This window comes from Sagittula stellata E-37 (assembly GCF_039724765.1).
Lineage (GTDB): Bacteria > Pseudomonadota > Alphaproteobacteria > Rhodobacterales > Rhodobacteraceae > Sagittula > Sagittula stellata.
The window spans coordinates 2,779,182-2,805,375 of the sequence record NZ_CP155729.1; the positions used below are offsets into that span (position 1 = coordinate 2,779,182).

Sequence of the window (26,194 nt, forward strand, 5' to 3'; positions counted from 1 at the left end):
ATGTCACGCGTGCCGCCTACTGCGACAGCTTTGGCGGCGGTCGCCGGAAGATGTCACGGAACATGCCCGGGGTGAAGACCGAGAGCGGATTGACCGCGACCCTGGGTGCTCCGACCGTACCCCGAAGGTTAAAGTTGAAACCGATCAACCCCTCTCCTTTGCGCGCGATCAGGCGGCCGATGGCATTGACCGCGTAGATCGGAGACAGAACCCCCTGAAAGTCCATCTGGCCGCTGCCCAGATCGTAATAGCCGTCCATCGAAATGCCCATCGACGGCCCCACCGCGCTCGACTCCGACAGGATCACCCGGGAAGGCGTCAGCCGGAACCGCGCCTCCACGTCAGAAAAGAAAATCCCCGGTCCGTTCATCTGGTCGATGATCCCGACGATGCTGATCGCATCCAGAAGCGAAGCGATGGCCGGGGCCTTCTGCATCCGGGTGCCCTGTATCCGCATCAACCCGTCGAAGCTGCCCGGCTGGCCGCTGACCGGCGCCAGGTCGAGGTTGAATGTGCCATCCTTCACGGTCTTCAGCAGCCCTGCCGCTTTCAGGATATCTCCGGCGTCTTCGCCAGTGATCCGGAACGCGCTGCCGCCCGATTGCGGGATCACCTGTCCCGCCACCGGCGTCGCGCCCCCAAGCTGCCCGTCAAAGCGCCCCTCGATCCCGCGCGCCGTGTCGAAGTTGCCCCGGAAGGCGCGCAGTTCGATGCTGTCGGTCACCCGCAGGCTGTCGAGCGTCAGGACCAGCGGTCCGCCCCCGCCTCCGCTGCTTCCGCCCGCACCGGAAGCGCCGAAAGGCGCACTCCGCAGGTCGACACGACCGGAAGATATCTCGACCGCCGGGGCGCTGTTGCCGCCTCGCGCGCGCAGCCGGCCCGCAACATCCAGCCAGTCGGCGACCTTCACACGCGACAGATCGAGCCTTTCGAAGGCGCCGGACTTCGAAAGGACCAATTGCCCCGCCGCATCCATGCCCGCGCCCTTCAGGGTCAGATCGGCATCCTGCAGCCCGGGTGTCAGGTTCCCCGCCATGGTGAACCGGCCTTTCGTGCGCGGGGCAAGGGACCATCCGATTTGCGGCACCGCCAGACCCAGCCCGGCCAGATCGCTTTCAAGAGAGAACCGTGGCGGGGCGTTCGGCGGAAGCGTCACCCGCAGGGCGCCCGTGCCCTGGCCCCGCAACATGCCGTTCGGCAGAGAGACGCCAAAGTCCGACAGCGATTTCGGGCTGATCGTGATGTCTGCGACGACTTCTGAAGATTCGCCGCCGAAGGGTTGCGTCCAGCGCCCGTCGACCGGCACCCCCGAAACACTCGCTTGCCCCGCAATGGTGATGCCCCCGTTGTCGAGCTTCACCGATAGCCCATCACCGCGGATCGTCTTGCCCGGGATCGCCTTTGCGCTTTCGACGTCGCGAAGCGTCCCGTCGAAGGCCAGTTGGATGTCATCGAATGTCAGCCCCTCCGCCAGCGGCAGAACCAGCCGTCCGCTCGCCTTGATCCGCCCGTCGGCGAGGGTTGCATCCCGCCCGACGTTGCGCAGCACCCGCCACTGGTCATTGTCGACATAGGCCAGCACGGCGCCGACCGGTCCATCGATCTTCAGATCGACTTCGCCGACCGATGGCCTCTTCTTAAGGTCCGGGATGGTGAAGACAGATCCGGCCACATCAATTGCCCCCCGGTCCGTCACGATGCGTCCGGCGTCGACGCGCAGGCCCAGCCTCCGCTGGTGAATGGTCAGCCGTCCGCGCCCGTCCTCGATCGGCGGAAGGTTCGGGGCAACACCGACCACAGCATCCTCGAACGAAAGGTCGAAGAAAGTTGTCGGATGATCTGCCCCGGCTTCTGCGCGCAAGGCAAAGCTGGCATCGAAGAGACGGCCCTCCCGAACGTTGCGCCCGACCCAGTCGCGGGTCTGCGGCACAAGCTGGTCGGGCCAGAAGGCCATGACCTGTTCGGGCACCGTTTCGGCCACGCGCGCATCGAGCGACATGCTCCACCCCGAACGCGTCGCTTCCAGCCATCCGCGCGCGCTGATCGGCAGTGTCGGATCGGTAATACGGAGGGATCCAATATCCACCCGGAACGGATCGAGCTGAAGACGAAAAGCGGTCTGCGCCCCCTCGACCACCACTGGCCTGTCCATCACCGCGCTCTCTGCCACTTCCACGCTGGCAAGCCGGAACTGGGCCGTCAGCCCGGGCGGCAACCCGCCGTCCGGCGCATCGTCCAGCATGGTGGTTCCGGACGCGCGGACCCGCCCCATGGCTGAATCGACGCGGATCTCGTCGAAGCGCATCAACCGTTCCTCGGGCAAGTAGGTGAACGCGGTCCGCGCCCCGTCGAAGGGCACAGGCCGGGCCTCGCGGTTGGGCTGCAGCACGCCCTTGCCGATTTCCAGCGTTGCACGCATCTCGCCAAGCGCACCATCCGGCGCCAAAGTGGATTGCAGCGATCCGGAGATCGGCGCTTCGAGCGCGTCCATCCATGCCAGCGCAGGACTTTGCGTGGCGATGTCACCGGAGTCGAGATCCTGCAGTGTAATCCCGAAGTCGAGCGAGGCATCGCCGATGCGGCTTTCGGCGCCCAGCTCCACCGTTGCCACGCCCGCCCCGCCGGACAGAAGCGCCACGTCGCCGGTCAGCCTGAGCGTGCCGTCCTCGCGCATCAGGCGCAGTCGTCCGCCGTCCGCCGTCCAGCCGCGCCGCGCGCGCAGATCCTCGTAGCGCAGCGTCAGGCTGTCGGCCTCGAAAAGGTCGAGCTTCGCCAGACGCGGGTCCATGGCGATGGCGTCGATCCGTGCGATGATCTGGGCGAGGTCGGGCACCTGTGTGCCCTCGGCAAAGGCATCCCCCAGCGCCAGCCCCAGCTTGCCGTTTCTGTCGCGCTGCAGCGTGACGAAGGCACCGGAGACCTGCGCCTCTCTCAGTTCCCATTCGCGCCGCAGGAAGGACACCGGCGCAACGCCCGCTTCGATGTCCGACAACTGCGCCACCAGGACACCCTGATCGTTGGTGACCGTCACGTCCCACAAGACGATACGCGCAAGCCCCGTCTCGGTGATCAGGAGGCTCATGCGCCCGAAGTCGATCGAAATCCCCCTGAGGTTCTCGGCGATCCGCGTCTCGATCCTTTCGCGCAGCCAGTCCGGCGCGTCGACGGGGCGGCCCAGCATTGCCCAGATGCCGCCCGCGATACCGACCGCCAGCGCCAGAACGACGCCAAAGCACCAAACCAGCACCTTGCGCCGCCGTCTCGGGGCATCCGATTTTTCTGTTGCTTGTTGCATGCTCACTGGAAGACCGGCCTCGGTGCCATATGCTTGGAGTGTATGGCCCTTTGCGCCGACCATAAACGAAATGATACTGGGAAGACACGTATGTCCGAAACCGCTCCATCCTTCACTCTGCCCGCCACATCCGGCGAGGTGTCCTCGGACGCATTGTCCGGCACACCCTACGTGCTGTTCTTCTACCCGCGCGACGACACCTCCGGGTGCACCAAGGAAAACGAAGCCTTCACCGCGCTCCTGCCCGAGTTCGAAGCGGCAGGGGTGAAGGTCTTCGGCATCTCGAAGGACTCCATCGCCAGCCACGAAAAGTTCATGAAGAAGAAATCGCTGACCGTGCCGCTGATCTCCGACGAGACGGGCGACCTGTCCGAGCGCTATGACGTGTGGAAGGAAAAATCCATGTACGGCAAGACGTTCATGGGTATCGAACGCTCCACGTTCCTTGTCGGTGCGGACGGCACGATCGTCAGGGAATGGCGCAAGGTGAAGGTTCCCGGCCACGCCGAGGAGGTGCTTGAAGCCGTGCGCGCGCTCTGACACCGAGACACCGCAACCGCCGTCGTGCGAGAGGTCGGACGGGTTCCGTCCGGCCAGCACCATCCGAGGCAGGATTTCCTGGCGCATGACAGTCGGGCGTTGCCCGAGCGGACCGGGCGTGGCAAACGGCGGGCCATGATGACGCTTTCGCAAATGGCGGTGGATGTCCTGACCACCGCGGACGGTCGGCAGAAAACCGCGAAGTCCCGCGCCTATGCCGCCGACTGGTTCGCGGCGCGCGCCGCAGGCGCACCCATTCCGGTCGGTCGGGCCGAGGCGCCGCTACGACCATCGCGGCCCGCGAAACCCGAATTGCTGGACCCACGCGACGTGCCCAAGCGCAAGCCGGGCAGCCCACAGGGCCGGATCGCGCTGCTGCACGCCGTGGCCCATATCGAACTGAACGCCGTCGACCTGCACTGGGACATCATCCCGCGCTTTGCCGACACGCCCATGCCCCCGGGCTTCTACGATGACTGGGTGAAGGCAGCGGACGAGGAGTCGAAGCACTTCAACCTGATGTGCGACTGCCTCGAAGAGCAGGGGTCATACTACGGCGCCCTGCCCGCTCACGCAGGGATGTGGCGCGCCGCAGAGGATACGGTGGCGGACTTCATGGGGCGCCTCGCGGTGGTGCCGATGGTGCTCGAAGCACGCGGTCTGGACGTGACCCCGGGCATGATCGAGATCTTCCGCAAAGCCGGGGACTCATCCGCCGTCGCCGCGCTCGAAACGATCTATGCAGAGGAGGTCGGTCACGTCGCCTACGGCTCCAAATGGTTCCACTTCCTGTGCGGACGTCACGACCAGGATCCGAAGGACGCCTTTCATACGCTTGTCCGGACGTATTTCCACGGCGCGCTCAAGCCGCCGTTCAACGATGAAAAACGCGCCGAAGCCGGCCTTCCGCCCGATTTCTACTGGCCGCTCGCCGAAACCATCCCCAACAGAACCCCTTGATCCGCCAGTGAATCGGCGAATTCTTGCCGGTTTGGCCGTGTTCCGCGCACGACACACATTCATCTGGCCAAATTTGTTGCACGCCCGTGAACCCGCCGTTAAGCCCGAAAACGAGGCTGGGTTGGGGGACCAAGGCTTCGACATGGGGACAATATAGGGACGGTCAGGTGCGAACACGTCTGGCAATAAAGACACATGCAATTCTCGAACGCTTCTTTCCGGAGCGGCGACTCTTCCTCCGATCTGAGACCGACACCCGCTTCATCCGCCTAAAGTCCAGCACGCAGGCCATCGCCTTTGTGGGCACGGCGCTTGTGATAAGTTGGACGACCATCGCAACCGCCATCCTGCTGATGGACTCCATCGGCGCCGGGAACTTCCGGGAACAGGCGAAACGCGAACAGATCACCTACCAGCAACGGCTCAACGCCCTTTCGGCGGAACGCGACAACCGCGCCTCCGAAGCGCTGGCCGCTCAGAACCGGTTCAACGCCGCGCTCAAGCAGATCTCCTCCATGCAGACCGAACTGCTAGAGTCCGAGACCCGGCGCCGCGAACTGGAAACCGGTATCGACGTCATCCAGACCACCCTGCGCGACACCATGAAGGCGCGCGAAACAGTTACCGACCGCCTCGCCGCGCTGGAAGAACAGATCCAGGGCGGTTCGGTGGCCGTGTCGGGCACCTCGCAGGAAGACAACACGCTCGACATCCTGTCCGACGCGCTGGCCCGCACCGCGGCCGAGCGTGACCAGGTGATCGCCGACGCACAGGACGCGCTGATCCGCGCCTCCGAGATGCAGGCGGAGATCGAGATGATGGAAGAGAAGAACGACACGATCTTCCGCCAGCTTGAAGACGCCATGACCGTCTCCGTCAAGCCGCTCGACAAGATGTTCGAGAAAGCCGGAATGGATCCGGACCGCATCCTCAACCAGGTGCGCAAAGGTTACAGCGGCCAAGGCGGACCGCTGACGCCGCTGTCCTTTTCGACCATGGGCCAGGAGCCGTCGGGCGACACGATGCGCGCCAACCGCATCCTGAACCAGATGGACCGTCTGAACCTCTATCGCATCGCCGCTCAGAAGGCGCCGTTCGCAACGCCGCTGAAGGACCCGTTCCGCTTTACCTCGGGCTTCGGTTACCGCTGGGGCCGCCTGCACGCAGGCACCGATTTCGCGGCACCGCATGGCACGCCGATCTACTCCACGGCAGACGGCGTCGTGGTCCACGCCGGATGGTCTTCGGGCTATGGCCGACTGGTCAAGATCCAGCATGAATTCGGCATCGAAACGCGCTATGCGCACATGTCGAAAATTCGGGTGAAGGTTGGCCAAAGGGTCTCGCGCGGGCAACGGATCGGTGATATGGGGAACACTGGACGGTCGACCGGGACCCATTTGCACTACGAGGTCCGTGTCGGCGGCAAACCCGTCAATCCCATGATCTATATCAAGGCTGCGAACGATGTTTTCTAAAAGCAAAATCAACGAACCCGGTCCCGGCAGCGATGCTGCGGCGAAACCCAGCGTTCCCGAGTCTGCGAAACCGTCCACCGGCGATTTCAAACCCTCCGCTCCGAAGCCGAAGCCGCCGGCCTCCGTGCTGTCCCCGGACCTGCACGTGACGGGCAACATCAAGACCACCGGCGACATCCAGGTCGAGGGCACCGTCGAAGGCGACATCCGCGCCCACCTGCTGACCATCGGCGAAAGCGCGACCATCAAGGGTGAGGTCGTCGCGGACGACGTCGTCGTGAACGGTCGCATCGTCGGTCGCGTGCGCGGCCTGAAGGTCCGCCTGACCGCCACCGCGCGTGTCGAGGGCGACATCATCCACAAGACCATCGCAATCGAATCCGGCGCCCATTTCGAGGGTTCGGTGCAGCGTCAGGACGATCCGCTGAATGGCGGCAAGGCCCGTCCCATCGGCCAGGCCACGGCACAGGCCACGGCGATCCCGCCGCAGACCGGCAGCCAGCAGGGCTGAACGCAGCGCCAAAATTTCGGGAAAGGCCTCGCCAAGTGCGGGGCCTTTTGCTTTTCTGGACCGGATCATTACCGGAACGGACCTATTCAATGAAAAGACTTCTTGCCGCCCTTATCGTCGCGGTCCTGCCATCCGCGGGCATGACAGCGACCCTTGCACTGGCCGACGATCCGGTATTCGGCTGTCTCGTCACGCTCGACGGACCAATTGCGCCGGGCGACACGAACACCTTCCTCTCCCTTATCCAGCAGGCCTCCACCAGCTCTCACCACGCCGACCTGATCTGGTACAACGAATACGATGACGGAGGCCCGCCAGACATAGACTTCAAGGTGCCGCTGAACCTCTGCCTGAACAGCCCCGGCGGTTCCCTAACAGAGGCGATGGCACTGACCGACGCGGTGCATGGTCATCTGGGCACGATGGTCCGGCCCGGCGCGCGCTGCGAAAGCGCATGTGCCCTCGTCTTCATGGCCGGATCTTATGACACGGGCAGCGACATCGGCTATGTGACCAGCCGCCACCTCCACGTCGACGGCAAGTTGGGCTTTCACGCACCGAGCCTAACGGTGCCGGAGGGCAATTACGACGCGGCCTCTGTCGCGCGGGCCTACCAGGTGTCTGTTGTCGCCACGGCAAAGATCTTCCGCAACCTGGTGAACTACCGTTTCCCGCCCTCGCTGGCGGCCAGGATGCACGAAACACCGCCCGAACAGATGTTCTATGTCACTACCGTGCGCGAAGCCGCGCGTTGGGGGATTTCGGTTGTCGGCGTCGATGCGCCCTCCGCCTTCTCGGACGCAGTGATCCGCACCGCATGCGGGAACCTCTATCGCCGCACGAAGGACCAGATCGACAGCGACCCCGACTCGTGGAACCGCAACGCCCACAACGGCGAACCGGTAAGCCGCCCTGAGCCCGAGACCTTCACCTATACCAACTTCGGGATGGAAGCGCTCGGCACGTGCGAGGGCCGCTTCCTGGACCCCGGCGACGCGTACAACCTTGCCCGGACCTGGTGGCCGGTCGCCAGCGCGGTCCAGAACGCCACCTGGGCCACGGCCGCCTTCCCTGATGCCCAGCCCACGCTTTTCTTCTCGTTCCTGCAGTCGTTCATGGCTTGGCCCGGCGAGGTTCCCCTGTCCGCCCTGCCCCGCAACGGACAAGTGATCGAAATGACCCGGCGCGGGACCTGCTTTGTTTACGATTCCAACGACTCCCTGATCGACCGCGAGCCCTGCACCCGCATCCAGCGGGCAGAGCCGGACGGGCGGTTCCTGTCGCTGCACGACTGGCCCTCCGGCGCGCGGACAGTGGTCGAACTGGACGGCGGCATCCGGCGGATCAATGGCGGCGAGGCCTACGATTGGTACTGGCCGGAGCCAAAGCCACAAGGCGCCGGAGAGACCTGCACGCAAAACACCTCCTCCGGCAATTCCTTCTGTTTCCACCCCGATTGAGTCGCGCTGGCGGACCTGACTGCCATGGCGGACGGACGAGTCGAATGCAGCCTTGCGAAGAGGATATTCGCGTTTCAGTTGCGCTCGAAAAGCAAGCATCTTCATGGCGGAAGCACGATTTCGGGGTGTTTCTTGCCGCATTGCGGCGGAAATGCGCGCAACCTGTTGCACGATGCAAAAATGCGGCGTTTCGGCGCTTGAAAAACCTGCTGCAGGAGGCAACTTACGCTCGACAATAAAGAGGCGACGCCGCAAACATATGCCCGCAACATACCGTAATACAGTAACTTCTTCGGCCCTGACACGCAGGGCCATGTTCGCTCAGACCTTTGCCGCGGCCCTTTTTGCCGCCAGCCGCAGCGCGGCACAGACAGCACCCGAAGACGCCCTCGCACCGGAGGCAGAAGGCACGCCATTCTCGTTCGACTGGCTGACTGACCGGCAGCGCGAAAGTGCCACCCACGAATGGACTGCTCCTCCCGTTCTGGATGAAGAGGTTTCCGGGCTCGACTACGACACCTACCGCCAGATCCAGTTCCGCCCGGACCACGCCCGTTGGTCAGATCCGAAGGCGCGCGTCGTGCTGCACGGCTACCATCCGGGCTGGCTGTTCGACCGCCCCGTGCGATTGAACGAGATCGTCGAGGGCACCTCGCGCCCCATTCGTTTCACCGGCAGCGACTTCCGCTACGGCGACGACATCGCGGAGCGTTTTCCCGACGACTTCGAGTTTCCCGGCATCGCCGGATTCCGTCTGAACGCACCGCTGAACGCGCCCGACCGCTTCGACGAAGTTGTGTCCTTTCTGGGCGCCAGCTATTTCCGGGCGCTCGGAAAGGGCAACGTCTACGGGCTCAGCGCGCGCGGTCTTGCGCTGAACACCGCCATCGGCGGCGAAGAGGAATTCCCCTTCTTTTCGGAGTTCTGGATCGAACGCCCCGAACCGGGAACGTCGCATGTCGTGTTCTACGCCGCGCTGGAAAGCCCTTCCGTGGCCGGCGCATATCGCTTTGCCATCACGCCCGGCGAAACCACCACCATCGACGTGGAGCAGCGCCTGTTCTTCCGCAACGACGTGCGCCAGTTGGGCATCGCGCCGCTGACCTCCATGTTCCTGTTTGCGCCGAACGACGTGGGTCCGTTCCACGATTACCGCGAACGGGTGCACGACAGCGAAGCGCTGATCGTCGACACGACCGACCACCGGTTCTTCCGGCCCCTGCGCAACCCGGAGACGCTGGCGAATTCCTATGTCGGAGCGAACGCGCCCGCCGCGTTCGGGCTCGTGCAGCGCAACCGTGCGTTCGAAGACTACCTCGACGCCCACGCCTACTATGAAAAGCGCCCCTCGCTGATCGTGGAACCGGTCGGAGACTGGGGACGCGGGGCGGTCCGGCTGATCGAAATCCCGACCGACCTGGAAAGCAACGACAACATCGTGGCTTTCTGGGTGCCGGAGGGCGAAATCCGGGCCGGAGACGCGCGTGAATTCTCCTACCGGCTACATTGGGGCATGGCTCCGCTTGGCAGCGATACACAATTTGCCCGAGTTTTGCGCACTTTGACCGGTTTTGGCGGCGTTGCAGGCATAAATCCGCAGAAGGATCGGCAAAAATTCGTCATCGACTTCGAAGCCGGAAAAATGACGGAACCCGAAGACGACGCACCTGTTGAAGAAGTGGTTTCAGCGGTCAATGGCGAGATTGTTGAAACGGTTCTGGAACGCCTTGAGGACCCCAGCCTCTGGCGGCTGGTGATCGAGGTCCGCGCAAACGGGCCTGCACCGGTCGAACTCAAGGCCGACCTTCAACAGGGTAATCGCCGTTTGACGGAAACATGGTTGTACCAATGGAAGAAAAGTTGATGGGCCGGTCCGAAAGCAAGGACATGTTCGGATTGCCGCCGAACGCACCGCTCGACATGCCATCTCAGGTTCTCGAACGCGACCGGTCGCGCTACGCGCCGATGCTGACGCGCTGGCTGATGTGGCGCAATGCCTGATCGGAGTGCCGTCCGCCCGGACTCTCCAACCGTTCTCGTCCGCACGCTGGCACTCACCTTCACCTTCGGGGCGGCGGCGTTTGCGGCGACCCTCATGGCCGATGCCGCCATCAGCGACGGTTTTCAAACGTTGGACGTGGCGCGCGTTGCGCTGATCTTCATAACCACGCTCTGGTTGGCGTGGGGCGCGGTGCAGGCCCTTGTCGGTCTGCCCAGATTGCGGCGGCGCATCGACATCGAGGCCCTTCCGAAACCCACCGCCCCTACCGTCGTCCTCTTGCCGATCTGCAACGAGGATCCGGACGCAGCGGCCAACCGTATTCGGGCTATGATACGGTCGTGCATGTTCGCGGATGTGAAGGTCGACTTCGCGATCCTGTCGGACACGCGCGATCCCCAGGCACAGTTAAGAGAGCGCGCGGCCTTTGCCGACCTGCTACAACCGCGCGAGGACAGTCTGCGCGTCTATTACCGCCTGCGCGAGAACAACCACGGCCGCAAGGCCGGCAACGTCGAAGAGTTCATCCGCCGTTTCGGTGGCGCTTACGAGTTCGCGGTAATCCTCGATGCCGATAGCCTGATGGAAGGTGCCACCATCGGGCATCTGATGTCGCGCATGATGGCGGACCCGCAGCTTGGACTTTTGCAGACTCTGCCCAAGGTCATCGGGGCCTCGTCGCTCTTCGGGCGCGCCATGCAATTCGCGGCCAGCTTCCACGCACCGGTCTTTGCGCGCGGCCTGCAGCGCATGCAGGGCGGCACCGGACCGTTCTGGGGACACAATGCCATCGTGCGCGTACGCGCCCTCGCCCAGTGCTGCGGACTGCCCGTGCTGCGCGGCACGCCCCCTTTCGGCGGTGTCATCCTCAGCCACGATTACGTCGAAGCCGCCCTGCTGGCGCGCGGCGGCTGGCGGGTCGAACTCGACAGCACCATCCCCGGATCTTACGAAGAGGGTCCCGACAACATCATGGCCTTCGCCCGCCGCGACCGTCGCTGGTGCCAGGGCAACCTGCAGCACATGCGTCTGGTCGGCGCGCCGGGCCTTGTCGGGTGGAGCCGCTTCGTCTTTGTCCAGGGGATCGCGTCGTATCTGGTGCCGCTGCTCTGGGCCGCGTTCCTCGTGACCTCCGTCGCGGCCACCGCAACGGCGCCTGCGCCGGATTACTTCCCCGAACCGCACCAGTTGTTCCCGGTCTTCCCCGACGACCGCACACGCCAGATCGTGGCGCTGGCCATCGGCATCATCGGCCTGCTGCTCTTGCCCAAGTTCGGCATCCTGCTGCACGCAGCCCTCGACCGCCGCACAAAGGAGTTTGGCGGCTGGCTGCGCTCGACCGGCTCTGTCGCCGCAGAGGTGCTCTTGTCGTCGCTGCTGGCGCCTGTGATGCTGATGTACCAGACCCGCGCGGTGGTTCAGGTGCTCTTCGGTCAGGACGGCGGATGGCCTGCGAACCAACGCGGCGAAGGGCGTCTGTCGCTGCTGGACGCATGGCGCGCCTCCGGCTGGATCGCGCTTTGCGGATTGGGCGCGCTTCTGGCTGCCGCCTACCTCGCCCCTGCCCTGACGGTTTGGCTCCTGCCGGTGACCGTGCCGATGATCGGCGCGCCGGTCCTTCTGGCCGCGACGTCGCATCCCGTGGGCCGCGCTGTCTTCCACACGCCCGAGGAAACCGCCCCGGCGCCCGTCATTGCCGCCTACCGGGTGCTGAGCGAACGCGCGCAGTCCGACCGTTCCCACGAAACCAAGGCAGACCAGAGCTCTGCCGCCGACCCCGAGACGCCCGATGTCCCCGTCCGCGCAAACTGACCGCAAGATCGTCCCCATGCCGGCGCGGTCCGGTCCGTCCCCGAAGGAACGCGATCCGCGCATCGACTTCTTCCGCGGTGTCGCGCTGATGATGATCCTCATCAACCACATGCCCGGCAATCCGTGGGAAGCGATCACCAACCGCGAGCTTGGGTTCTCCGATGCGGCCGAGGCGTTTTTCGTCATGTCCGGGATCGCGGCGGGCATCGCCTATTCGCCCGCCATCGCGCGGTGGCTCGATGGCAAGGGTGGGCTGCGCGCGGCGTTGACACCGATGTGGCGGCGGGCGTGGACGCTGTATCTCGTGCAGATCCTGCTGACGGTCGCAGCTCTCGGTCTGTTTGCCTGGGCCGCGGACACTTTCCTGCTGTCCAAGTTCAGGACGATGCACAACCTGGGACTTATCTACTCCGACACGCGCGCGGCGCTGACCGGCATTCCGATCCTCGGCTACCAGATCGGCTATGTGAACATCCTGCCGACCTACATCGTGCTGATGCTGGCCGGGCCGCTGATCCTCGCCGCCGCGATCCGCTGGCCCTGGCAGACGCTCACGGCCTCGGTCGCGCTGTGGTGGGTGGCGGGGGCATACCGGTTGAACATCCCCAACCATCCCGGTGGCGGCGGCTGGTTCCTGTCGCCTCTGTCGTGGCAACTGATCTTTCTGGTGGGGCTGATGATCGGCCATCGCCACCGGCGCGGCGAGCGTCTGGTTCCGGTCAACCGCGCCTTGTTCTGCGCCGCATTGTTCTTCGTGGTCTTCGCATTCGCCTGGCGACACGTGCCGGACCTCGGGTCGTTCATGAACCACAAGATGGCGCAACTCAGCAGCCTTGGCGCGCCCTACCATATCACCACCCACAACAAGACCCTGCTGGCCGCGCCGCGCCTGCTGCACGTGCTGGCCATGCTCTACGTCCTGTCCTGCTTGCCGTTCGTCCGCACGATCGCCGCGCATGCGGCCTCGGCCCCGCTGCGGCTGCTGGGGCAGCATGGGCTTCTGGTCTTTGCACTTGGCACCGTGCTGGCGTTGACCGGCCAGATCCTGATGGACGTGGAGCCGAACGTGGCATGGCTCCCTTGGGCTTTACCGCCACTCGCCGCGTTGATCTCTTACGCGGCGGTGCGGATCGCGATCTGGGGCACCGTGCCGCGCGGTCCGACACCGGAGCGGGCAACCGCAATGCCGGCGGCTCCGGTGCGGGACCTCGCCTGAAATCGCCTTGCACGGGCGCGGTTGCCACAGGAGAGTGACGCAAACCGCGCCCGGAGCCAGACCGATGACCACCACCGAAGCTTATGCCGCCGCCCTGATCCAGGCCCACGCCTCGCGCCAACGGGCGGATGCCACGGCTCTTCCGGCCCCGACCTACGACGAGGCGCTGGCCATACAGTCCCGTGTCATGCCGACGCTGGGCGCAGTGAGTGGGTTCAAGGTGGCGGACCGCGTGGACGGCCCGCCGGTCATCGCGCCGATCCCGGCCAGCCGCACGTTGGCGACCGGGGCTGTGGTTCCGGTTATCGACCTCCTGGGGATCGAACTTGAAATCGGTTTCGAATGCCTGACCGACGGCGCGGCTGACCTGAAGACCCCTGCGCAGTACTTCCGCCCACGCATCGTGCTGGAACTTGTCGACACGCGCCTGACGGGCCGCGAGCTCGACCCGATGACCAAACTGGCCGACATGCAGATCAACGCAGGCCTGATCTTGGGTCCGGTGCTGGAGGACTGGGACGGCAGCGATTTCTCGACCGTCAACGCGCGGCTCACCTGCAACGACCGCACGGTGATCGACGGCCCCGCGACCGTGCCGGGCGGCTCTGCCCTGGCGAACCTTGCCCTGTTTTGCGCGCATGTGGGCCAGCACTGTGGCGGCCTGCGCCAGGGCCAGACAGTCATCACAGGTTCGCTCTCGGGACTGGAATACTTCCCCGCCGGGACGAAGGTCGCGGGTCATATCGACGGCTTCGGCGGGATCGGCTGCACGCTGGGCTAGCTGTCCTCGCGCGCCTCCGCCAGCAGACCGCCCGTCCGCTCGACGAGGTATTCCGCCACCAGACGCGCCGCCCGCGACAGGGTCCGCCGCGCGTCGATCACCACCGAAATGGTGGGCGGCACCAGCCCCTTGTCCTTCAGCGGCAGGAACACCAGGTCCCCGCTGCGCAGTTCCGGCAGCACGTCGAGTTCCGAAGTGATCATCGCCACGTCGCCCCGAAGCAGCGCGCGTTTCAGCACCTGCAGGGAATTGGACGCCAGCACCGGCACGTTCTCGGCAAAGAACCAGGCGTGCCGGTTGTCCATGTACTGACGGATCGGCAGACGCGCGCTTTGCGACACCAGTGCATGGCCCGACAGCCTGGACAGCGAAACCTCCGCCTCTGCCCCAAGCGGATGCTCGGGCGCGACGATACAGCCGAAGCGCAGCTTGTCTATCCACATCACGTGCTGGTGGCGCAGGCGCGGCATGTCGAAGGCCATGGCGACCTCTACCGCGCCTTCGTCCAGTTGCCGCGCCGCTTGCGACGGTGGCACAATGTCGAGGTTGAGACGCAGGTGTGGGTGCTCTTCACGCAGCCAGACGTGCAGGTCTTCGAGGACGCCGTTCGCCATGCTGTCCATGGCCGCCAGACGCACGCTGCCCCGCTCCTGCCCGCGCATCTCCTGCAGGTCGGTCTCCAGCCGTTCGGCGTCCGACCGCCAGCGACGCGCCATGACGACAACCGCCTCTCCGGCCGCCGTGGGGCGCATGCCGCGCGGCAGGCGTTCGAACAGCGGCGCGCGGTTCGCCTCTTCCAGTGCCTTGATGTGCCTGTCGATGGCCGAGGCCGCAATTCCCAAGGCCCGGGACGCGGCCTGCACCGACCCGTGTTCCGCGACTGCCTCGACATATAGCAGAGGCCTCGGAACGAGATGCATTTTCATGCGACCATCCGAAATATCCGTTCTCAATTCGAGAACGGAAACTCACACATTTTGTCATGGATGGCAATTCAAACCGTCGCTAGCCTTGGGGTCGACGGTTCGGCCCGCCAACAGAAAGACCATGAACCATGCAAGACAATGCTCTCCACAGCCAGCCCCATGACACGGTCATCAAGGGCGCACGCGTCGTGACCTCCGGCACGGTGACCACGTGCGAGATCGGCATCGTATCGGGGCGCATCGTGACGCTGGGCACAGGGCTGTGCGGACACGAGGTCATCGACGCCACCGGTCTCATCGCCATGCCCGGCGGCATCGACGGCCACGTGCATATCTCGCAGCCCTCGGGACCGGGTGTGGAGATGGCGGACGATTTCGCCTCCGCCACGCGCTCCGCCGCCTGCGGCGGGAACACCACGGTCATGCCCTTCTGCCTCGCCACCGAAGGCCAGACACTGCGCGAAGCCGTGGCCGACTACATGGCGAAGGCCGAAGGCCAGTGCCTGACCGATGTGTCCTTCCACCTGATCGTGACAAAGGCCGATCCGGTGACGCTGGGCCAGGACCTGCCCGCGCTGATCGCCGAGGGGATGACCAGCTTCAAGGTCTTCATGACCTACCAGGGTATGCGCCTGACCGATGCGGAGATCCTGCAGGTCATGGACGTGGCCCGCGAACAGGGCGCGCTGACCCTGGTCCACGCCGAGAACGAGGACGCCATCGAATTCCTGCGCGACAAGGCAGAGCGCGCGGGCCAGACCACTCCGGTAAACCACGCGCGTACCCGACCCGTACCGGTCGAACGCGAAGCCACCCACCGCGCCACGACGCTGGCCGAGGTGGCAGGCGTGCCGGTGATGATCGTGCATGTGTCGAACGGTGCGGCGCTGGAGGAGATCCAGCGCGCCAAGACCCGTGGCGTGCGCGTGCTGGCCGAGACCTGCCCGCAGTACATCACCCTGACCGCCGACGACCTGGACCGCGCAGGATTCGAGGGGGCGAAATGGGTGTGCTCTCCTCCGCCGCGCGACACCGCGGAACAGGCGGCGATCTGGACCGGGCTGACCTCTGGCGCCTTCGACGTCTTCTCCTCCGACCATTGTCCGTTCCGATTCGACGATAGCCACGGCAAGGATGTGCCCGGTGCGCGCAAGTCCTTCCGCAACATCCCGAACGGAATCCCGGGTGTCGAGACGCGCCTACCCATACTGTTCTCCGAAGGCGTCACCAAGGGTCGCATCAGCCTTCAGACCTTCGCCGCGCTGACCGCCACGAACAACGCACGGATCTACGGTCTGGAGCACAAGGGCAGCATCGCCGTGGGCATGGATGCCGACATCGTGCTCTGGGATCCGTCGAAGACACGCACCATCACGCAGGACATCCTCCACCACGGCTCGGATTATACTCCGTGGGAAGGCTTCGAGGTGACCGGCTGGCCGGTGCGCACCATCCTGCGCGGGCAGACGGTCATGCAGGACGGTGAACCGGTGGGCCAGCCCACGGGCCATCACGTCGCCCGCGCCAAGCCGGAGGTCGCGGCATGAGCTTCCCCCCCGTCGACGGCATCCGCATCGGGATGCTCACGCCTTCGTCCAACACCGTGCTGGAGCCCTACACCTCGGCGATGTTCGCGCCCTTCGGCGATGCGGCCACGGCACATTTCGGCCGCTTCCGGGTGGTTGAGATATCCATGTCGGAGGCGTCGCAGTCGCAGTTCACGCTTGAGCCGATCCTCGATGCGGCGGAGCGGCTGGCCGAGGCCAAACCCCACCTGATCGCATGGAACGGCACCTCGGCCTCCTGGCTGGGGCTGGAGAAGGACCGCGCGCTCTGCTCTGCCATCACCGAGCGGACGGGTGTTCCCGCCACATCCACGATCCTCGCCTACGACACGCTCTTCAAAGCGATGAACGTGCGGCGGCTCGGCGTCGTCACGCCCTACATCGAGGACATCGAGAGCCGGATGATCGCCAACTACGCGGCGCAGGGGATCGAGGTCACGGCCACCCGGCGCCTCGACGACAAGGGCAACTACAGCTTCGCAACATACCTTGCGGAACAGGTCGGCGCGATGGTCGAGGAGGTCGCGGCGTCGAAACCCGACGCCATCGCCATCGTCTGCACCAACTTCCGCGGCGCGCCGGAGGCGGCCCGCATCGAAGCGGCCACCGGCATCCCGGTGCTCGATTCCGTCGCCGTCACGGCGGCTCACTGCCTGCGCGAGACCGGGCTGGACCCGTCGCGCGTCACCGGATGGGGGAGCGTCTTCGCACGTTTCGCAGCCCTGTCCTGATCCCAGTACGACACGACAAAGACCCACCAAGGAGACCACCCATGATCCGAACGATCGCAACCTGCGCCGCGGCGCTGGCCGTCCTCGCCGTGCCTGCGTCCGCCGAAACCCTGCGCGTGATGGGCCAGCCCGTCGCAACCGGCCTGATCCAGAAGAACGTCGAACAGCCGTTCTTCGAAAACTTCGCCGAAGAAACCGGACTTGAAGGTTTCACCGCCGATTACCAGCCGGTCGACGTGACCGGCATCAAGGACACCGAACAGCTTCGCATCCTCAAGGACGGCCTGTTCGACATCGTGTCGCTGCGCCTGTCGCAGGTCAGCCGTGACGAGCCCACGATCCTCGGGCTCGACCTCGTCGGTCTGAACCCGGACTACGAGACCGGCAAGATGACGGTCGAGGCCTTTGCCCCCGTGGTCGACGCCCGCCTGCAGGAGAAGTTCAACACCAAGCTGCTGGGCGTCTGGCCGTTCGGTCCGCAGGTGCTGTTTTGCGAACCCGAGATCGCTTCTCTGGCCGATCTCAAGGGCCTGAAAGTCCGCGTCTACGACCAGAACCTGGCAGAGTTCGTCAGCCTCGTCGGCGGCACGCCCGTGCCGCTCGGTTTCCCCGAAGTGCAGCAATCGCTGGCGCGCGGCGTGGTCGATTGCGCGATCACCGGCCCGTCCTCCGCCAATTCCGCCGGCTGGCCGGAAGTGACCTCCTACACCCTACCGATCGCCTTCCAGTTGGCGATGAACGGCTACGGCATCAACCTCGACACCTGGAACAAGATGACTCCGGACCAGCAGGAAAAGCTGGAGGCGGGTTTCGACAAGTTGTCCGACAAGATCTGGGCCTATTCCGAGGAACTGTTCGACGACGCGGTGAACTGCAACACCGGCGCCGAACCCTGCGAAACCGGGACCTCCTATGACCTGAAACTGGTGGAACCGACCGCAGCCGACAAGGAACTGGTGGGCACCGCGGTGCCGAACGTCTCCTTCCCGGCCTGGAAAGAGGTCTGCGACGCCACCAACCCGGGCTGCTCCGAGGCGTGGACCGCCGCCACCGGCCAGAGCATGTAATTCCCCCGATGCCTCCGGGCCAGCGATGGTCCGGGGGCGCCTTTCCCTTACCCGGAGAAACCGAATGGACCGCCTTGCCACATGGATCAGCCGCCTGTTCGGATGGGCGCTCCTGTTCCTGTCCGCCTTCGTCGCGCTGGAAACGGTGCTGCGCAAGGTCTTCAACATGTCCCTTCAGGGCGCCGACGAACTGGGCGGCTATGTCCTGGCCCTCGGGGCTGCGCTGTCCTTCATCGTCGCCATGGCCGACCGGGCGCACATCCGCATCGACGTGCTGCACGCGCGCTTTCCGCTAAAGGTGCAGGCCGTGCTCGACTGGCTGTCGGTGCTGTCACTCGGCATCCTCGGGCTGTTCTTCCTGTATGTCGGCTGGTTCGTCATCGCAGACACGCTCGACTACGGCTCCACCGCCGCGACGCCCTGGCGCACGCCGCTGATCTGGCCGCAATCCGCTTGGTACGCCGGCCTCGCGATCTTCGCACTCTGCTCCTTCGTCCTCGCTGCGCGCGCTACTTGGCTGTTTTTCATCGACCGCCATGCCCAGCTTGCCGCCGAATTCAACCCGACCTCTGCCGAAGAGGAGCTTTCCGAAGAGCTCCAGCAGCTTCAGGACCGCTGACACATGGGTATTCTCGACATTCTCGTGGGATTCATCGTGATGATGGGCCTGCTTCTGGCCGGGCTGCCGGTCGCCACCGTGATGGTCGCCATCGGCGTCGCGGGCGGCATGATCCTTTACGGTCCCGTCCTGCTGAAAAGCATGGGGCCGGTGCTGTGGGGCACCTCGAACGAGCCGGTGCTGACCGCCATCCCGCTGTTCATCCTGCTGGGTGAACTGCTGCTGCGCTCGGGCCTGGCCGACCGCATGTACGGCACGCTCGCGCTCTGGCTCGGCCGGCTGCCCGGGGGCCTCCTGCACACCAACATCGGCTGCTGCTCGCTGTTTGCCGCGACCTCCGGATCCTCGGTCGCGACCGCCGCCACGGTGGGCACGGTTGCCCTGCCCGCGCTGACCGAACGCCGCTACCGCCCCTCCCGCGCTCTGGGATCGCTGGCGGCGGGCGGCACGCTTGGCATCCTCATTCCGCCCTCGGTCAACCTGCTGGTCTATGGCTCTCTGGCCAGCGTCTCTGTCGGGCAGCTCTTCATCGCGGGCATCGTGCCCGGTATCCTGCTGACGCTCATGTTCATGGTCTTCATCGCCGCGCAGGACATCCTGTCGCCCGGCGGCGCCTTCGAGGACGCGCATGTCCCGTGGGAGGTGAAGATCCGCGCGCTGAAGAACCTGGTCCCCGCCGCCACCGTCTTTGCCATCGTCATGGGCTCCATCTATCTCGGCATCGCCACACCGACCGAAAGCGCCGCGCTGGCGGTGCTGACCGCGCTCGGCTTTGTCGCGGCGGAGGGCAAGCTGACGCGCGATTTCCTCGACGTCTGTTTCCGCAAGACCGCACGCACCACCGGCATGATCCTCCTGATCATCGTCGCTGCTTTCACCCTGAACGTGACGCTTGCGCTTGGCGGCGTGACGCGGGTGATGACGGTCTGGGTCGACAGCCTCGGGCTGACCCCGGTCGAGCTGCTCTTTGCCCTGATGCTGTTCTACGTGATCCTCGGGATGTTCATGGACGTTCTGTCGATGCAGGTTCTGACCATACCGATCGTCGTGCCGATCGTCACCGCCGCGGGCATCGACCCAGTCTGGTTCGGCATCTTCGTCGTGCTCATGTGCGAGCTGGGCATGATCACGCCGCCTGTCGGCATGAACCTCTACGTCGTGCAGGGCGTCCGCAACGACAAGGGCCCCTTCACCGACGTGGTTACGGGGGCCATCCCCTATGCCGCGCTCATGCTGTTCTTCACCTCGGCGCTGATCCTGTGGCCGTCCATTGCGACCTGGCTTCCGGAGGCGGTCGGACGATGAGCCTCGACACCACGCAGACCCTGCCCGACGCCACCGCCCTGGTCGAGGCGTTCTCCAAAGGCGACGCCGATCCCGTCGAAGTGATGGAAAACCACCTGGAAACCATCGACCGCCGCGACCGTGACCTGAACGCCTTCTCGGCCCGCGCCGCCGATGTGCGCGATCTGGCCCGCGCCGCACGCGAGCGCTGGCAGGCGGGCGCGCCGCTGGGACCGCTCGACGGTGTTCCGGTGATCGTGAAGGACAACCTGGTCTCCGCCGGTCTCCCGGCGGCATGGGGCAATCCTGAACTCGGGCGCCGCGTACCAGAGCACGACGAGGACCCTATCGCCGCCCTGCGCGGCGCCGGGGCCATCGTCCTCGGCAAAGGAAACACGCCCGAATTTGCCGTCGAAGGCTACACCGCCAACGCCGCCTTCGGCGTGACCCGCAATCCGTTCGATCCGGCGCTGACACCCGGGGGATCCTCCGGCGGTGTCGTCGCAGCCGTGGCGTCCGGCATGGCGGTGGCCGGAATCGGCACGGACGGCGGTGGCTCCATCCGAAGGCCTGCGGGCTACACCGGCCTCTGGGGGCTGAAGCCCGGGATCGGCAGCGTGCCGCGCGGCAAAGGCCTGCCGCAGGTCCTGCTCGATTTCGAGACGGTCGGACCCATCACCCGCTCTGCCCGCGACCTCGCCCTCTTCCACGGCGTCCTTGCCGGACGCACCGTTACGTCAGCGACCCGCCCCATCCGCATCCTTGCCGTCGGGCGGATCGCCGATGCGCCCTGCGATGCATCCATCCGCGCGGCCTTTGCCGAGACGGTCGAACGGTTGCGCGCCCTGGGCCATGAAGTCACCGAGCGCCCGCTGCCGCTCGACCTCGAACCGCTGAACGAGGTCTGGTCCGGGATGGCGGAGATCGGCCTCGCGCATCTCGCCTGGCGCGACCCGGCGGTGATGGACGCCGCCGCCGGCAAGTACAAGGCGATGGCGGTACGAGGGGCACAGGTCTCTGCCGTGCAGCTCTACGAGGCACTGACCCGCGTCTTCGCCCTGCGCGAGGCGGTCGGCGATCTGTGGGGGCACGATGCTGTCCTCATGCCGACCGCCGCAGCGCCACCCTGGCCCGCGTCCGAGGTCTATCCTGACACCATCGACGGCCAACCTGCCGGACCGCGCGGACATGCCGTCTATACCGGTTGGGTCAACGCGGCAGGCCTTCCCGCCCTGGCCTTCCCGGCCAAGCCCGCGAACGGACTGCCCATCGGGATGCAGCTTGTCGGCCGCCTTGGCGGTGAGGATCTTCTGCTGGGCATTGCGGCCACGCTCGACACCTGAGCGCGACGGCACCCGCCCCGGCCAGCAGCCGTCAGGTCAGTTCGATCACCGCATCGACCTCGACCAGCGCCTTTGCCGGAAGCGAGGACACGTTGACCGCAGTGCGGGCATGGCGGCCAGCGTCGCCGTAGAGGTCGATGAAGAGCTGCGACGCGCCGTTCACGATCATCGGCCCGTCGCCGAAATCCGGCGGGGCCGCGACGAAGCCGCCAAGCCGGACGACCTCTTTCACGCGGCTGAGGGACCCCGCGACCTTTTTGATGCAGAACAGCAGGTTCAAAGCGCACATCCGTGCCGCCGCCTGCCCTTCGGCCATGTCGAACCCGTCGGCTACCGGCCCGAAGTACTTTGGCTCGCCTTCCCATTCGCAAATCTGCCCGGACAGGAACAGCAGGTTGCCGGTGATCTTGCCGGGCAGGAACAACGCGCGCGACGGCGCGGAGGGCGGCAGGTCCAGCCCCATCTCCGCCAGTTTCGCCTCGATGGGGCAGCTCATGCCGGCACCGCGCTGAGCGCCATCGCCGCCCGGATCAGCGACAGATCGGAACCGCGCGGCCCGATCAGCGAGACGCCGTAGGGCGCACCGTCCACCTTGCGCGCAGGCATCACCACCTGCGGCAGCCCCGCCAGTCCCGCAACGCACAACAGCCGCATGGCGTCGTGGCGGAAGCCGTCGAAGACCTCGACAGGCGCATCCAGCCGGAATGGCGCGTCATGCACGACTGGCGCCAACAGGACACCTTCGGCGCCCAGCAAGCGGTCCATCGCAGCCGTGAAGGCGGCGCGGGCGGTGCGACCGACCTCTGCCTCCGCGTCCGTCAGCGCCTCAGCCGCGTCGGCCCGCCCGTCGATTCCACGCACCAGTGGCATGCTAGAGGAGCGGATGAACGGCACCACGTCGACCTTCGCGTCCGCCGACATCGTCGTGAGGAAGGTCTTGTAGGTCGCCTCCACTCCCTCGGGGTAGACAGAGACCTCTGTCGCCTCCATCCCGCCGAAAGCCGCGTCGTAGACCGCCCTTTGCTCCGGCCCCAGTTGCGCCAGCATGTCCAGAGGCCGCATCAGGCGCGGCACGTCCGGCAGGGGCGCGCTATCCTCCATCAGGACCGACATGGCACGCAACAGCGTTTCACCGTCCCGCGCGAACAGCCCGCAAGTGTCGTAGCTCGACGCCAGCTTCTGCACCGCCTCCAGCGAGATGACACCGTGTGTGGGCCTTATGCCCCAGATCCCGCAGAAGCTGGCCGGTGCGCGCACCGATCCGCCGGTGTCCGATCCGACCGCGATGTCGCACAACCCCGCCGCCACCGCCACGGCGGACCCCGAGGACGATCCGCCAGGTATGCGGTCTGGCGCCGCCGGGTTCACCGGCGTGCCGAAATGTGCGTTCATGCCGTACATCGACCAGGCCAGCTCGTCGGTGTGGGTCTTGCCGACAAAGGCGGCACCCGCCTCCAGCAGGGCGTCGACAGCGGGGGCATTCGCCTGCTTGACCTCGCTCATGGCCAGCGCCGTCGGGCAGCCGGACCCGGTGCGGTATCCTGCAACGTCGTATATGTCCTTCACCCCCAGTGTGAGCCCGGCCAGAGGCCCGCCGCCGGCAGAGGCCACGCGCACCGGCGGGTAAGGCATGAAGCAGCGGAAGGGGTCTTTGTCGATCAGCATTTGGATTTCGGTCTTTCGGTCATTCAACGGCGACGGGTTCCTCGGCGCGAAGGCAGGCGACGCGCCGGCGCGGGGCCGGTTCGATCATCGGCGGCAGCGCAGCACGGCACTCCTGCAGCACACGCGGGCACCGGGGCGCAAAAGAGCACGAGTCGGGCCGCTCTTCCAGAGCGGGCGGCGCACCGGGGATGGCGTTCAGCCGCGCGCCGCGCGCCACATCGTGCAGGTTCGCTGCCAGAAGACCCTGCGTATAAGGATGGCGCCCGTCGCGGATGATCTCGCGCGTGGTGCCTTCCTCGGCGATCTGGCCCGCGTACATCACTGCGACCCGTTCCGAGATCTCCACCGCCACGCCGATGTCGTGGGTGACGAAGATCACGCCCATGCCGAACTCCTTCTGCAATTCCCGCAGCAGGAGGAGGATCTGGATCTGCACCGTGGCATCCAACGCCGTCGTCGGCTCGTCCGCCAGCAGCAGACGCGGACGGCAGGCCAGCGCCAGCGCGATCATCACCCGCTGCCGCATGCCGCCCGACAGTTCGTGGGGGTAGTTGTGCAGGCGCCGGTTGGCCGAGGGGATGCGCACCCGGTCCAGCATATCCAGCGCGGTGGACATGGCGTTCTCGCGGCTTACGCCCTTGTGGCGCATGACCGACTCCGCGATCTGGTGGCCGACGGTGTAGACCGGGTCCAGTGCCAGTGCCGGTTCCTGGAACACCATCGAGACCTCGCCGCCCCGGTACTTCTGCAGCGCCCTGCCCTTCAGCGACAGCACGTCCACGCCGTTCACATGGATGGAACCGTCGATCTTCGTGCGCTTGGGCGGAAGCAGGCCCAGCAGCGTCTTCAGCGTCACCGACTTGCCCGATCCGCTTTCGCCCAGAAGCGCCAGCGTCTCGCCCTGCTCCATGCTCAGGGACACGTCGTTGATCGCGTGCACCGTGCGCTTGCCCGAGAAGCGGACCGACAGGTTGCGGATGTCCAGAAGCTTGGTCATGCGGGTATCCCCTGCCCGGCCTTCGGATGCCCGGATTGCGCGTCGTAGAGGTGGCAGGCCACCCTGTGTCCGGCGTTGACAGCCAGCCCGCCCAGCACCGGAACCTTCGATTTGCACACCTCGGAGGCGAACCGGCACCGAGTGTGGAACCGGCAGCCGGACGGCGGATTGATCGGGTTCGGCGGGTCGCCGGCCAGCGGCGGTTCCTTCGTGCGGTTGTCCGGGTCCATCGACGGCATGGCCGAGAACAGCGACCGCGTGTAGGGGTGTGCCTGCCGTTCCCAGATGCTGTCCACCGGCGCGATTTCCACCACTTCTCCGAGGTACATCACGAGGATGCGGTCCGAGATGTAGCGCACCACGTTCAGGTCGTGGCTGATAAAGATGTAGGTCAGCCCGAATTCCTTGCGGAGGTCGGACAGCAGGTTCAGAACCTGCGCCTCCACCGACTTGTCGAGCGCCGAGACCGCCTCGTCCAGCACCACCAGCCGGGGCGACATGGCCAGCGCGCGCGCGATGTTCACCCGCTGCCGCTGGCCGCCGGACAGTTCGTGCGGATAGCGGTGCGCGAAGCGGGCCGGGTCGAGGCCGACGCGCTCCATCAGCTTGCGCGCCCGAGCCTCCGGGTTGTCCAGCCCCTGCACCTTCGCGCCGAAGGCCACGGAGGCCTCGATCGTCATGCGCGGGTTGAGCGTGGCGTAGCTGTCCTGAAACACCATCTGCACGCCCTTGCGCAGTTCCTTCAGCGACAGGCGCGGACCCAGCGCGAAACCGTCGAAGACGATCTCGCCCGCGTCCTTTTCCGTCAGGCCGATCAGCAGCTTGGCGGTCGTCGACTTGCCGCAGCCGGATTCGCCGACGATGCCCAGCGTCTCGCCCTTGGCGACCTCGAAGGACACGCCGTCCACCGCCTGCACCTGCGCCTGCGTCCGTCCCAGGATGCCGCCGCGCACGGGGAAGTATTTCTTCAGGCCGCGGACGGAGATCAGCGGCTGCGCCGGGCCGCCCTTGTCCTTCGTCGGCGCATATAAGTCAGTCGCGGACATTCATCGCACTCCTCAGCCCGTCGCTCAGCAGGTTCAGGCACAGCGAGGTGATGAAGATCATCACCCCCGGCAGCGCCGACAGCCACGGGTTCACGTAGATGGCGGATCGCAGGGTGTTCAGCATCAGCCCCCACTCCGGTTCGGGCGGGCGCACCCCGATGCCGAGGAACGACAGGCCCGCCGCGAGGATCATGCAGACCGAGGTCAGCGAGGTGGCATAAACGAAGATCGGCGACAGCACGTTGCCGATGACATGCACCCGGATCACCGTCCACGCGCTGGCCCCCGTCGCCCGCGCCGCGTCGATGTAATCGAGCGCGCGCACACCGGAGGTCACCGCCTCCGCCACGCGGGTGATCGGCGGGATGAAGACGACGGTCAACGACACGAGGCTGTTGACGATTCCCGCCCCCAGCGCGCCGGAAATGGCGATGGCCAGCAGCACCGACGGAAAGGCAAAGAACACGTCCACGGTGCGCATGATGATGGTGTTGGTCATGCCGCCTACGTAGCCCGCGACGATGCCCAGGGCCGATCCGATGAAGAAGGCCAGAACCACAGGCATCAGGCCGATGAACAGCGTCAGCCGTCCGCCGTAGATCAGCCGGGCCAGCATGTCGCGGCCCTGCTCGTCGGTGCCCAGCGGGTAACCCTCGGTGCCCGGGGCCTTCAGGCGGGCGATCATCGACCCCTTGTAGGGATCGGCCAGCCCCAGCCACGGCGCGAAGATCGCCGCGAGGATCAGCAGCATCAGCACACCGAAGCAGAGCATGGTCAGGGGATCGCGCACCAGCCGCGCGCCAACGCCCTGCCAATAGCCCTGAGGCTTGGCGACCGGCGCCGGCTCTGTCGCGGCGGCGTCATGTGATGTTATGGTATCCGTCATTTTCGAGTCCGTC

23 protein-coding genes are annotated in these 26,194 nt (G+C 65.8%); 16 read left to right on the forward strand and 7 right to left on the reverse strand.

Translation table 11 applies throughout. From position 1 onward, the window contains the following. Nucleotides 1–16: 16 nt before the first annotated feature. Nucleotides 17–3,295 carry an AsmA-like C-terminal region-containing protein gene (locus ABFK29_RS13185; protein ID WP_040604148.1) on the reverse strand — a complete coding sequence of 1,093 codons (3,279 nt, stop codon included), beginning with the start codon at nucleotides 3,293–3,295 and terminating at the stop codon, nucleotides 17–19. 90 nt (nucleotides 3,296–3,385) lie between these two features. On the opposite strand from ABFK29_RS13185, the gene ABFK29_RS13190 reads away from it, so the two are divergent. The 10 genes from ABFK29_RS13190 (at nucleotide 3,386) to ABFK29_RS13235 (ending at nucleotide 14,052) form a co-directional block, all read left to right on the forward strand. Beyond that, nucleotides 3,386–3,835, forward strand: a complete 450-nt coding sequence (locus ABFK29_RS13190; protein ID WP_005855596.1) for a peroxiredoxin — start codon at nucleotides 3,386–3,388, stop codon at nucleotides 3,833–3,835. Between the two features lie 135 nt (nucleotides 3,836–3,970). Next, nucleotides 3,971–4,795, forward strand: coding sequence for a ferritin-like domain-containing protein (locus tag ABFK29_RS13195; RefSeq protein ID WP_005855597.1), 825 nt, complete (start codon nucleotides 3,971–3,973; stop codon nucleotides 4,793–4,795). Nucleotides 4,796–4,962: 167 nt separating this feature from the next. After that, the gene (locus tag ABFK29_RS13200; protein ID WP_005855598.1) at nucleotides 4,963–6,273 is read left to right on the forward strand and encodes a M23 family metallopeptidase; all 1,311 of its coding nucleotides are present in this window, start codon (nucleotides 4,963–4,965) and stop codon (nucleotides 6,271–6,273) included. Continuing rightward, a complete protein-coding gene (locus ABFK29_RS13205; RefSeq protein ID WP_005855600.1) occupies nucleotides 6,263–6,784 on the forward strand; it encodes a bactofilin family protein in 522 nt (173 codons plus the stop codon). The genes ABFK29_RS13200 and ABFK29_RS13205 overlap by 11 nt, the downstream gene beginning before the upstream one ends. A gap of 89 nt (nucleotides 6,785–6,873) precedes the next feature. Next, nucleotides 6,874–8,244, forward strand: a complete 1,371-nt coding sequence (locus ABFK29_RS13210; RefSeq protein ID WP_005855601.1) for a hypothetical protein — start codon at nucleotides 6,874–6,876, stop codon at nucleotides 8,242–8,244. 313 nt (nucleotides 8,245–8,557) lie between these two features. Beyond that, the gene (locus ABFK29_RS13215) at nucleotides 8,558–10,108 is read left to right on the forward strand and encodes a glucan biosynthesis protein (RefSeq protein WP_005855603.1); all 1,551 of its coding nucleotides are present in this window, start codon (nucleotides 8,558–8,560) and stop codon (nucleotides 10,106–10,108) included. Then, the gene (locus ABFK29_RS13220; protein WP_157136394.1) at nucleotides 10,093–10,245 is read left to right on the forward strand and encodes a hypothetical protein; all 153 of its coding nucleotides are present in this window, start codon (nucleotides 10,093–10,095) and stop codon (nucleotides 10,243–10,245) included. The genes ABFK29_RS13215 and ABFK29_RS13220 overlap by 16 nt, the downstream gene beginning before the upstream one ends. Continuing rightward, nucleotides 10,238–12,055 carry a glucans biosynthesis glucosyltransferase MdoH gene (gene mdoH / locus ABFK29_RS13225; RefSeq protein ID WP_040604150.1) on the forward strand — a complete coding sequence of 606 codons (1,818 nt, stop codon included), beginning with the start codon at nucleotides 10,238–10,240 and terminating at the stop codon, nucleotides 12,053–12,055. The genes ABFK29_RS13220 and mdoH overlap by 8 nt, the downstream gene beginning before the upstream one ends. Beyond that, nucleotides 12,033–13,271 carry an OpgC family protein gene (locus ABFK29_RS13230; RefSeq protein WP_005855608.1) on the forward strand — a complete coding sequence of 413 codons (1,239 nt, stop codon included), beginning with the start codon at nucleotides 12,033–12,035 and terminating at the stop codon, nucleotides 13,269–13,271. Before mdoH ends, ABFK29_RS13230 begins: the two co-directional genes overlap by 23 nt. Before the next feature lie 64 nt (nucleotides 13,272–13,335). Continuing rightward, the gene (locus ABFK29_RS13235) at nucleotides 13,336–14,052 is read left to right on the forward strand and encodes a hypothetical protein (RefSeq protein ID WP_005855610.1); all 717 of its coding nucleotides are present in this window, start codon (nucleotides 13,336–13,338) and stop codon (nucleotides 14,050–14,052) included. Here ABFK29_RS13235 and ABFK29_RS13240 read toward each other — a convergent pair. Further along, the gene (locus tag ABFK29_RS13240) at nucleotides 14,049–14,978 is read right to left on the reverse strand and encodes a LysR family transcriptional regulator (protein ID WP_005855612.1); all 930 of its coding nucleotides are present in this window, start codon (nucleotides 14,976–14,978) and stop codon (nucleotides 14,049–14,051) included. The genes ABFK29_RS13235 and ABFK29_RS13240 overlap by 4 nt on opposite strands. A gap of 128 nt (nucleotides 14,979–15,106) precedes the next feature. Between ABFK29_RS13240 and hydA the strand changes: the two genes are divergently transcribed. From hydA to ABFK29_RS13270, 6 genes are all read left to right on the forward strand, one after another. Continuing rightward, on the forward strand, nucleotides 15,107–16,525 hold the full coding sequence (hydA, locus tag ABFK29_RS13245) for a dihydropyrimidinase (protein ID WP_005855614.1): 1,419 nt from the start codon (nucleotides 15,107–15,109) through the stop codon (nucleotides 16,523–16,525). Next, entirely contained in the window at nucleotides 16,522–17,274 is a 753-nt protein-coding gene (locus ABFK29_RS13250; RefSeq protein ID WP_005855616.1) for a maleate cis-trans isomerase family protein, read from the forward strand. The genes hydA and ABFK29_RS13250 overlap by 4 nt, the downstream gene beginning before the upstream one ends. A gap of 41 nt (nucleotides 17,275–17,315) precedes the next feature. Beyond that, complete coding sequence (locus tag ABFK29_RS13255; protein WP_005855617.1) at nucleotides 17,316–18,341, forward strand: TRAP transporter substrate-binding protein; 1,026 nt, start codon at nucleotides 17,316–17,318, stop codon at nucleotides 18,339–18,341. A gap of 64 nt (nucleotides 18,342–18,405) precedes the next feature. After that, nucleotides 18,406–18,960, forward strand: a complete 555-nt coding sequence (locus ABFK29_RS13260; RefSeq protein WP_005855619.1) for a TRAP transporter small permease subunit — start codon at nucleotides 18,406–18,408, stop codon at nucleotides 18,958–18,960. Between the two features lie 3 nt (nucleotides 18,961–18,963). Further along, nucleotides 18,964–20,265: a TRAP transporter large permease gene (locus ABFK29_RS13265; RefSeq protein ID WP_005855621.1), complete on the forward strand. Its 1,302-nt coding sequence runs from the start codon at nucleotides 18,964–18,966 to the stop codon at nucleotides 20,263–20,265. After that, nucleotides 20,262–21,587 carry an amidase gene (locus ABFK29_RS13270; RefSeq protein ID WP_005855623.1) on the forward strand — a complete coding sequence of 442 codons (1,326 nt, stop codon included), beginning with the start codon at nucleotides 20,262–20,264 and terminating at the stop codon, nucleotides 21,585–21,587. The genes ABFK29_RS13265 and ABFK29_RS13270 overlap by 4 nt, the downstream gene beginning before the upstream one ends. A gap of 31 nt (nucleotides 21,588–21,618) precedes the next feature. On the opposite strand, the gene ABFK29_RS13275 is transcribed toward ABFK29_RS13270, so the two are convergent. From ABFK29_RS13275 to ABFK29_RS13295, 5 genes are read right to left on the reverse strand one after another with little or no spacing between them, the layout of a single operon-like run. Further along, nucleotides 21,619–22,083, reverse strand: coding sequence for a RidA family protein (locus ABFK29_RS13275; RefSeq protein ID WP_005855625.1), 465 nt, complete (start codon nucleotides 22,081–22,083; stop codon nucleotides 21,619–21,621). Beyond that, nucleotides 22,080–23,252, reverse strand: coding sequence for an amidase (locus ABFK29_RS13280; protein ID WP_005855627.1), 1,173 nt, complete (start codon nucleotides 23,250–23,252; stop codon nucleotides 22,080–22,082). The genes ABFK29_RS13275 and ABFK29_RS13280 overlap by 4 nt, the downstream gene beginning before the upstream one ends. Nucleotides 23,253–23,271: 19 nt before the next feature. Beyond that, entirely contained in the window at nucleotides 23,272–24,249 is a 978-nt protein-coding gene (locus ABFK29_RS13285; protein ID WP_005855629.1) for an ABC transporter ATP-binding protein, read from the reverse strand. After that, entirely contained in the window at nucleotides 24,246–25,295 is a 1,050-nt protein-coding gene (locus ABFK29_RS13290) for an ABC transporter ATP-binding protein (protein ID WP_005855631.1), read from the reverse strand. Before ABFK29_RS13290 ends, ABFK29_RS13285 begins: the two co-directional genes overlap by 4 nt. Beyond that, nucleotides 25,282–26,181: an ABC transporter permease gene (locus tag ABFK29_RS13295; RefSeq protein WP_005855633.1), complete on the reverse strand. Its 900-nt coding sequence runs from the start codon at nucleotides 26,179–26,181 to the stop codon at nucleotides 25,282–25,284. Before ABFK29_RS13295 ends, ABFK29_RS13290 begins: the two co-directional genes overlap by 14 nt. Nucleotides 26,182–26,194 lie beyond the last annotated feature (13 nt).

Bases quoted from the DNA above. Each gene is read 5' to 3' on its own strand.
- ABFK29_RS13190 (WP_005855596.1), top strand. From the start codon at position 3,386: ATGTCCGAAACCGCTCCATCCTTCACTCTGCCCGCCACATCCGGCGAG.
- ABFK29_RS13240 (WP_005855612.1), bottom strand. From the start codon at position 14,978: ATGAAAATGCATCTCGTTCCGAGGCCTCTGCTATATGTCGAGGCAGTC.
- ABFK29_RS13195 (WP_005855597.1), top strand. From the start codon at position 3,971: ATGATGACGCTTTCGCAAATGGCGGTGGATGTCCTGACCACCGCGGAC.
- ABFK29_RS13205 (WP_005855600.1), top strand. From the start codon at position 6,263: ATGTTTTCTAAAAGCAAAATCAACGAACCCGGTCCCGGCAGCGATGCT.
- ABFK29_RS13220 (WP_157136394.1), top strand. From the start codon at position 10,093: ATGGAAGAAAAGTTGATGGGCCGGTCCGAAAGCAAGGACATGTTCGGA.
- ABFK29_RS13290 (WP_005855631.1), bottom strand. From the start codon at position 25,295: ATGTCCGCGACTGACTTATATGCGCCGACGAAGGACAAGGGCGGCCCG.
- ABFK29_RS13275 (WP_005855625.1), bottom strand. From the start codon at position 22,083: ATGAGCTGCCCCATCGAGGCGAAACTGGCGGAGATGGGGCTGGACCTG.
- ABFK29_RS13230 (WP_005855608.1), top strand. From the start codon at position 12,033: ATGTCCCCGTCCGCGCAAACTGACCGCAAGATCGTCCCCATGCCGGCG.
- mdoH (WP_040604150.1), top strand. From the start codon at position 10,238: ATGCCTGATCGGAGTGCCGTCCGCCCGGACTCTCCAACCGTTCTCGTC.
- ABFK29_RS13235 (WP_005855610.1), top strand. From the start codon at position 13,336: ATGACCACCACCGAAGCTTATGCCGCCGCCCTGATCCAGGCCCACGCC.
- ABFK29_RS13280 (WP_005855627.1), bottom strand. From the start codon at position 23,252: ATGCTGATCGACAAAGACCCCTTCCGCTGCTTCATGCCTTACCCGCCG.
- ABFK29_RS13265 (WP_005855621.1), top strand. From the start codon at position 18,964: ATGGGTATTCTCGACATTCTCGTGGGATTCATCGTGATGATGGGCCTG.
- ABFK29_RS13215 (WP_005855603.1), top strand. From the start codon at position 8,558: ATGTTCGCTCAGACCTTTGCCGCGGCCCTTTTTGCCGCCAGCCGCAGC.
- ABFK29_RS13250 (WP_005855616.1), top strand. From the start codon at position 16,522: ATGAGCTTCCCCCCCGTCGACGGCATCCGCATCGGGATGCTCACGCCT.
- hydA (WP_005855614.1), top strand. From the start codon at position 15,107: ATGCAAGACAATGCTCTCCACAGCCAGCCCCATGACACGGTCATCAAG.
- ABFK29_RS13260 (WP_005855619.1), top strand. From the start codon at position 18,406: ATGGACCGCCTTGCCACATGGATCAGCCGCCTGTTCGGATGGGCGCTC.
- ABFK29_RS13185 (WP_040604148.1), bottom strand. From the start codon at position 3,295: ATGCAACAAGCAACAGAAAAATCGGATGCCCCGAGACGGCGGCGCAAG.
- ABFK29_RS13270 (WP_005855623.1), top strand. From the start codon at position 20,262: ATGAGCCTCGACACCACGCAGACCCTGCCCGACGCCACCGCCCTGGTC.
- ABFK29_RS13285 (WP_005855629.1), bottom strand. From the start codon at position 24,249: ATGACCAAGCTTCTGGACATCCGCAACCTGTCGGTCCGCTTCTCGGGC.
- ABFK29_RS13210 (WP_005855601.1), top strand. From the start codon at position 6,874: ATGAAAAGACTTCTTGCCGCCCTTATCGTCGCGGTCCTGCCATCCGCG.
- ABFK29_RS13295 (WP_005855633.1), bottom strand. From the start codon at position 26,181: ATGACGGATACCATAACATCACATGACGCCGCCGCGACAGAGCCGGCG.
- ABFK29_RS13255 (WP_005855617.1), top strand. From the start codon at position 17,316: ATGATCCGAACGATCGCAACCTGCGCCGCGGCGCTGGCCGTCCTCGCC.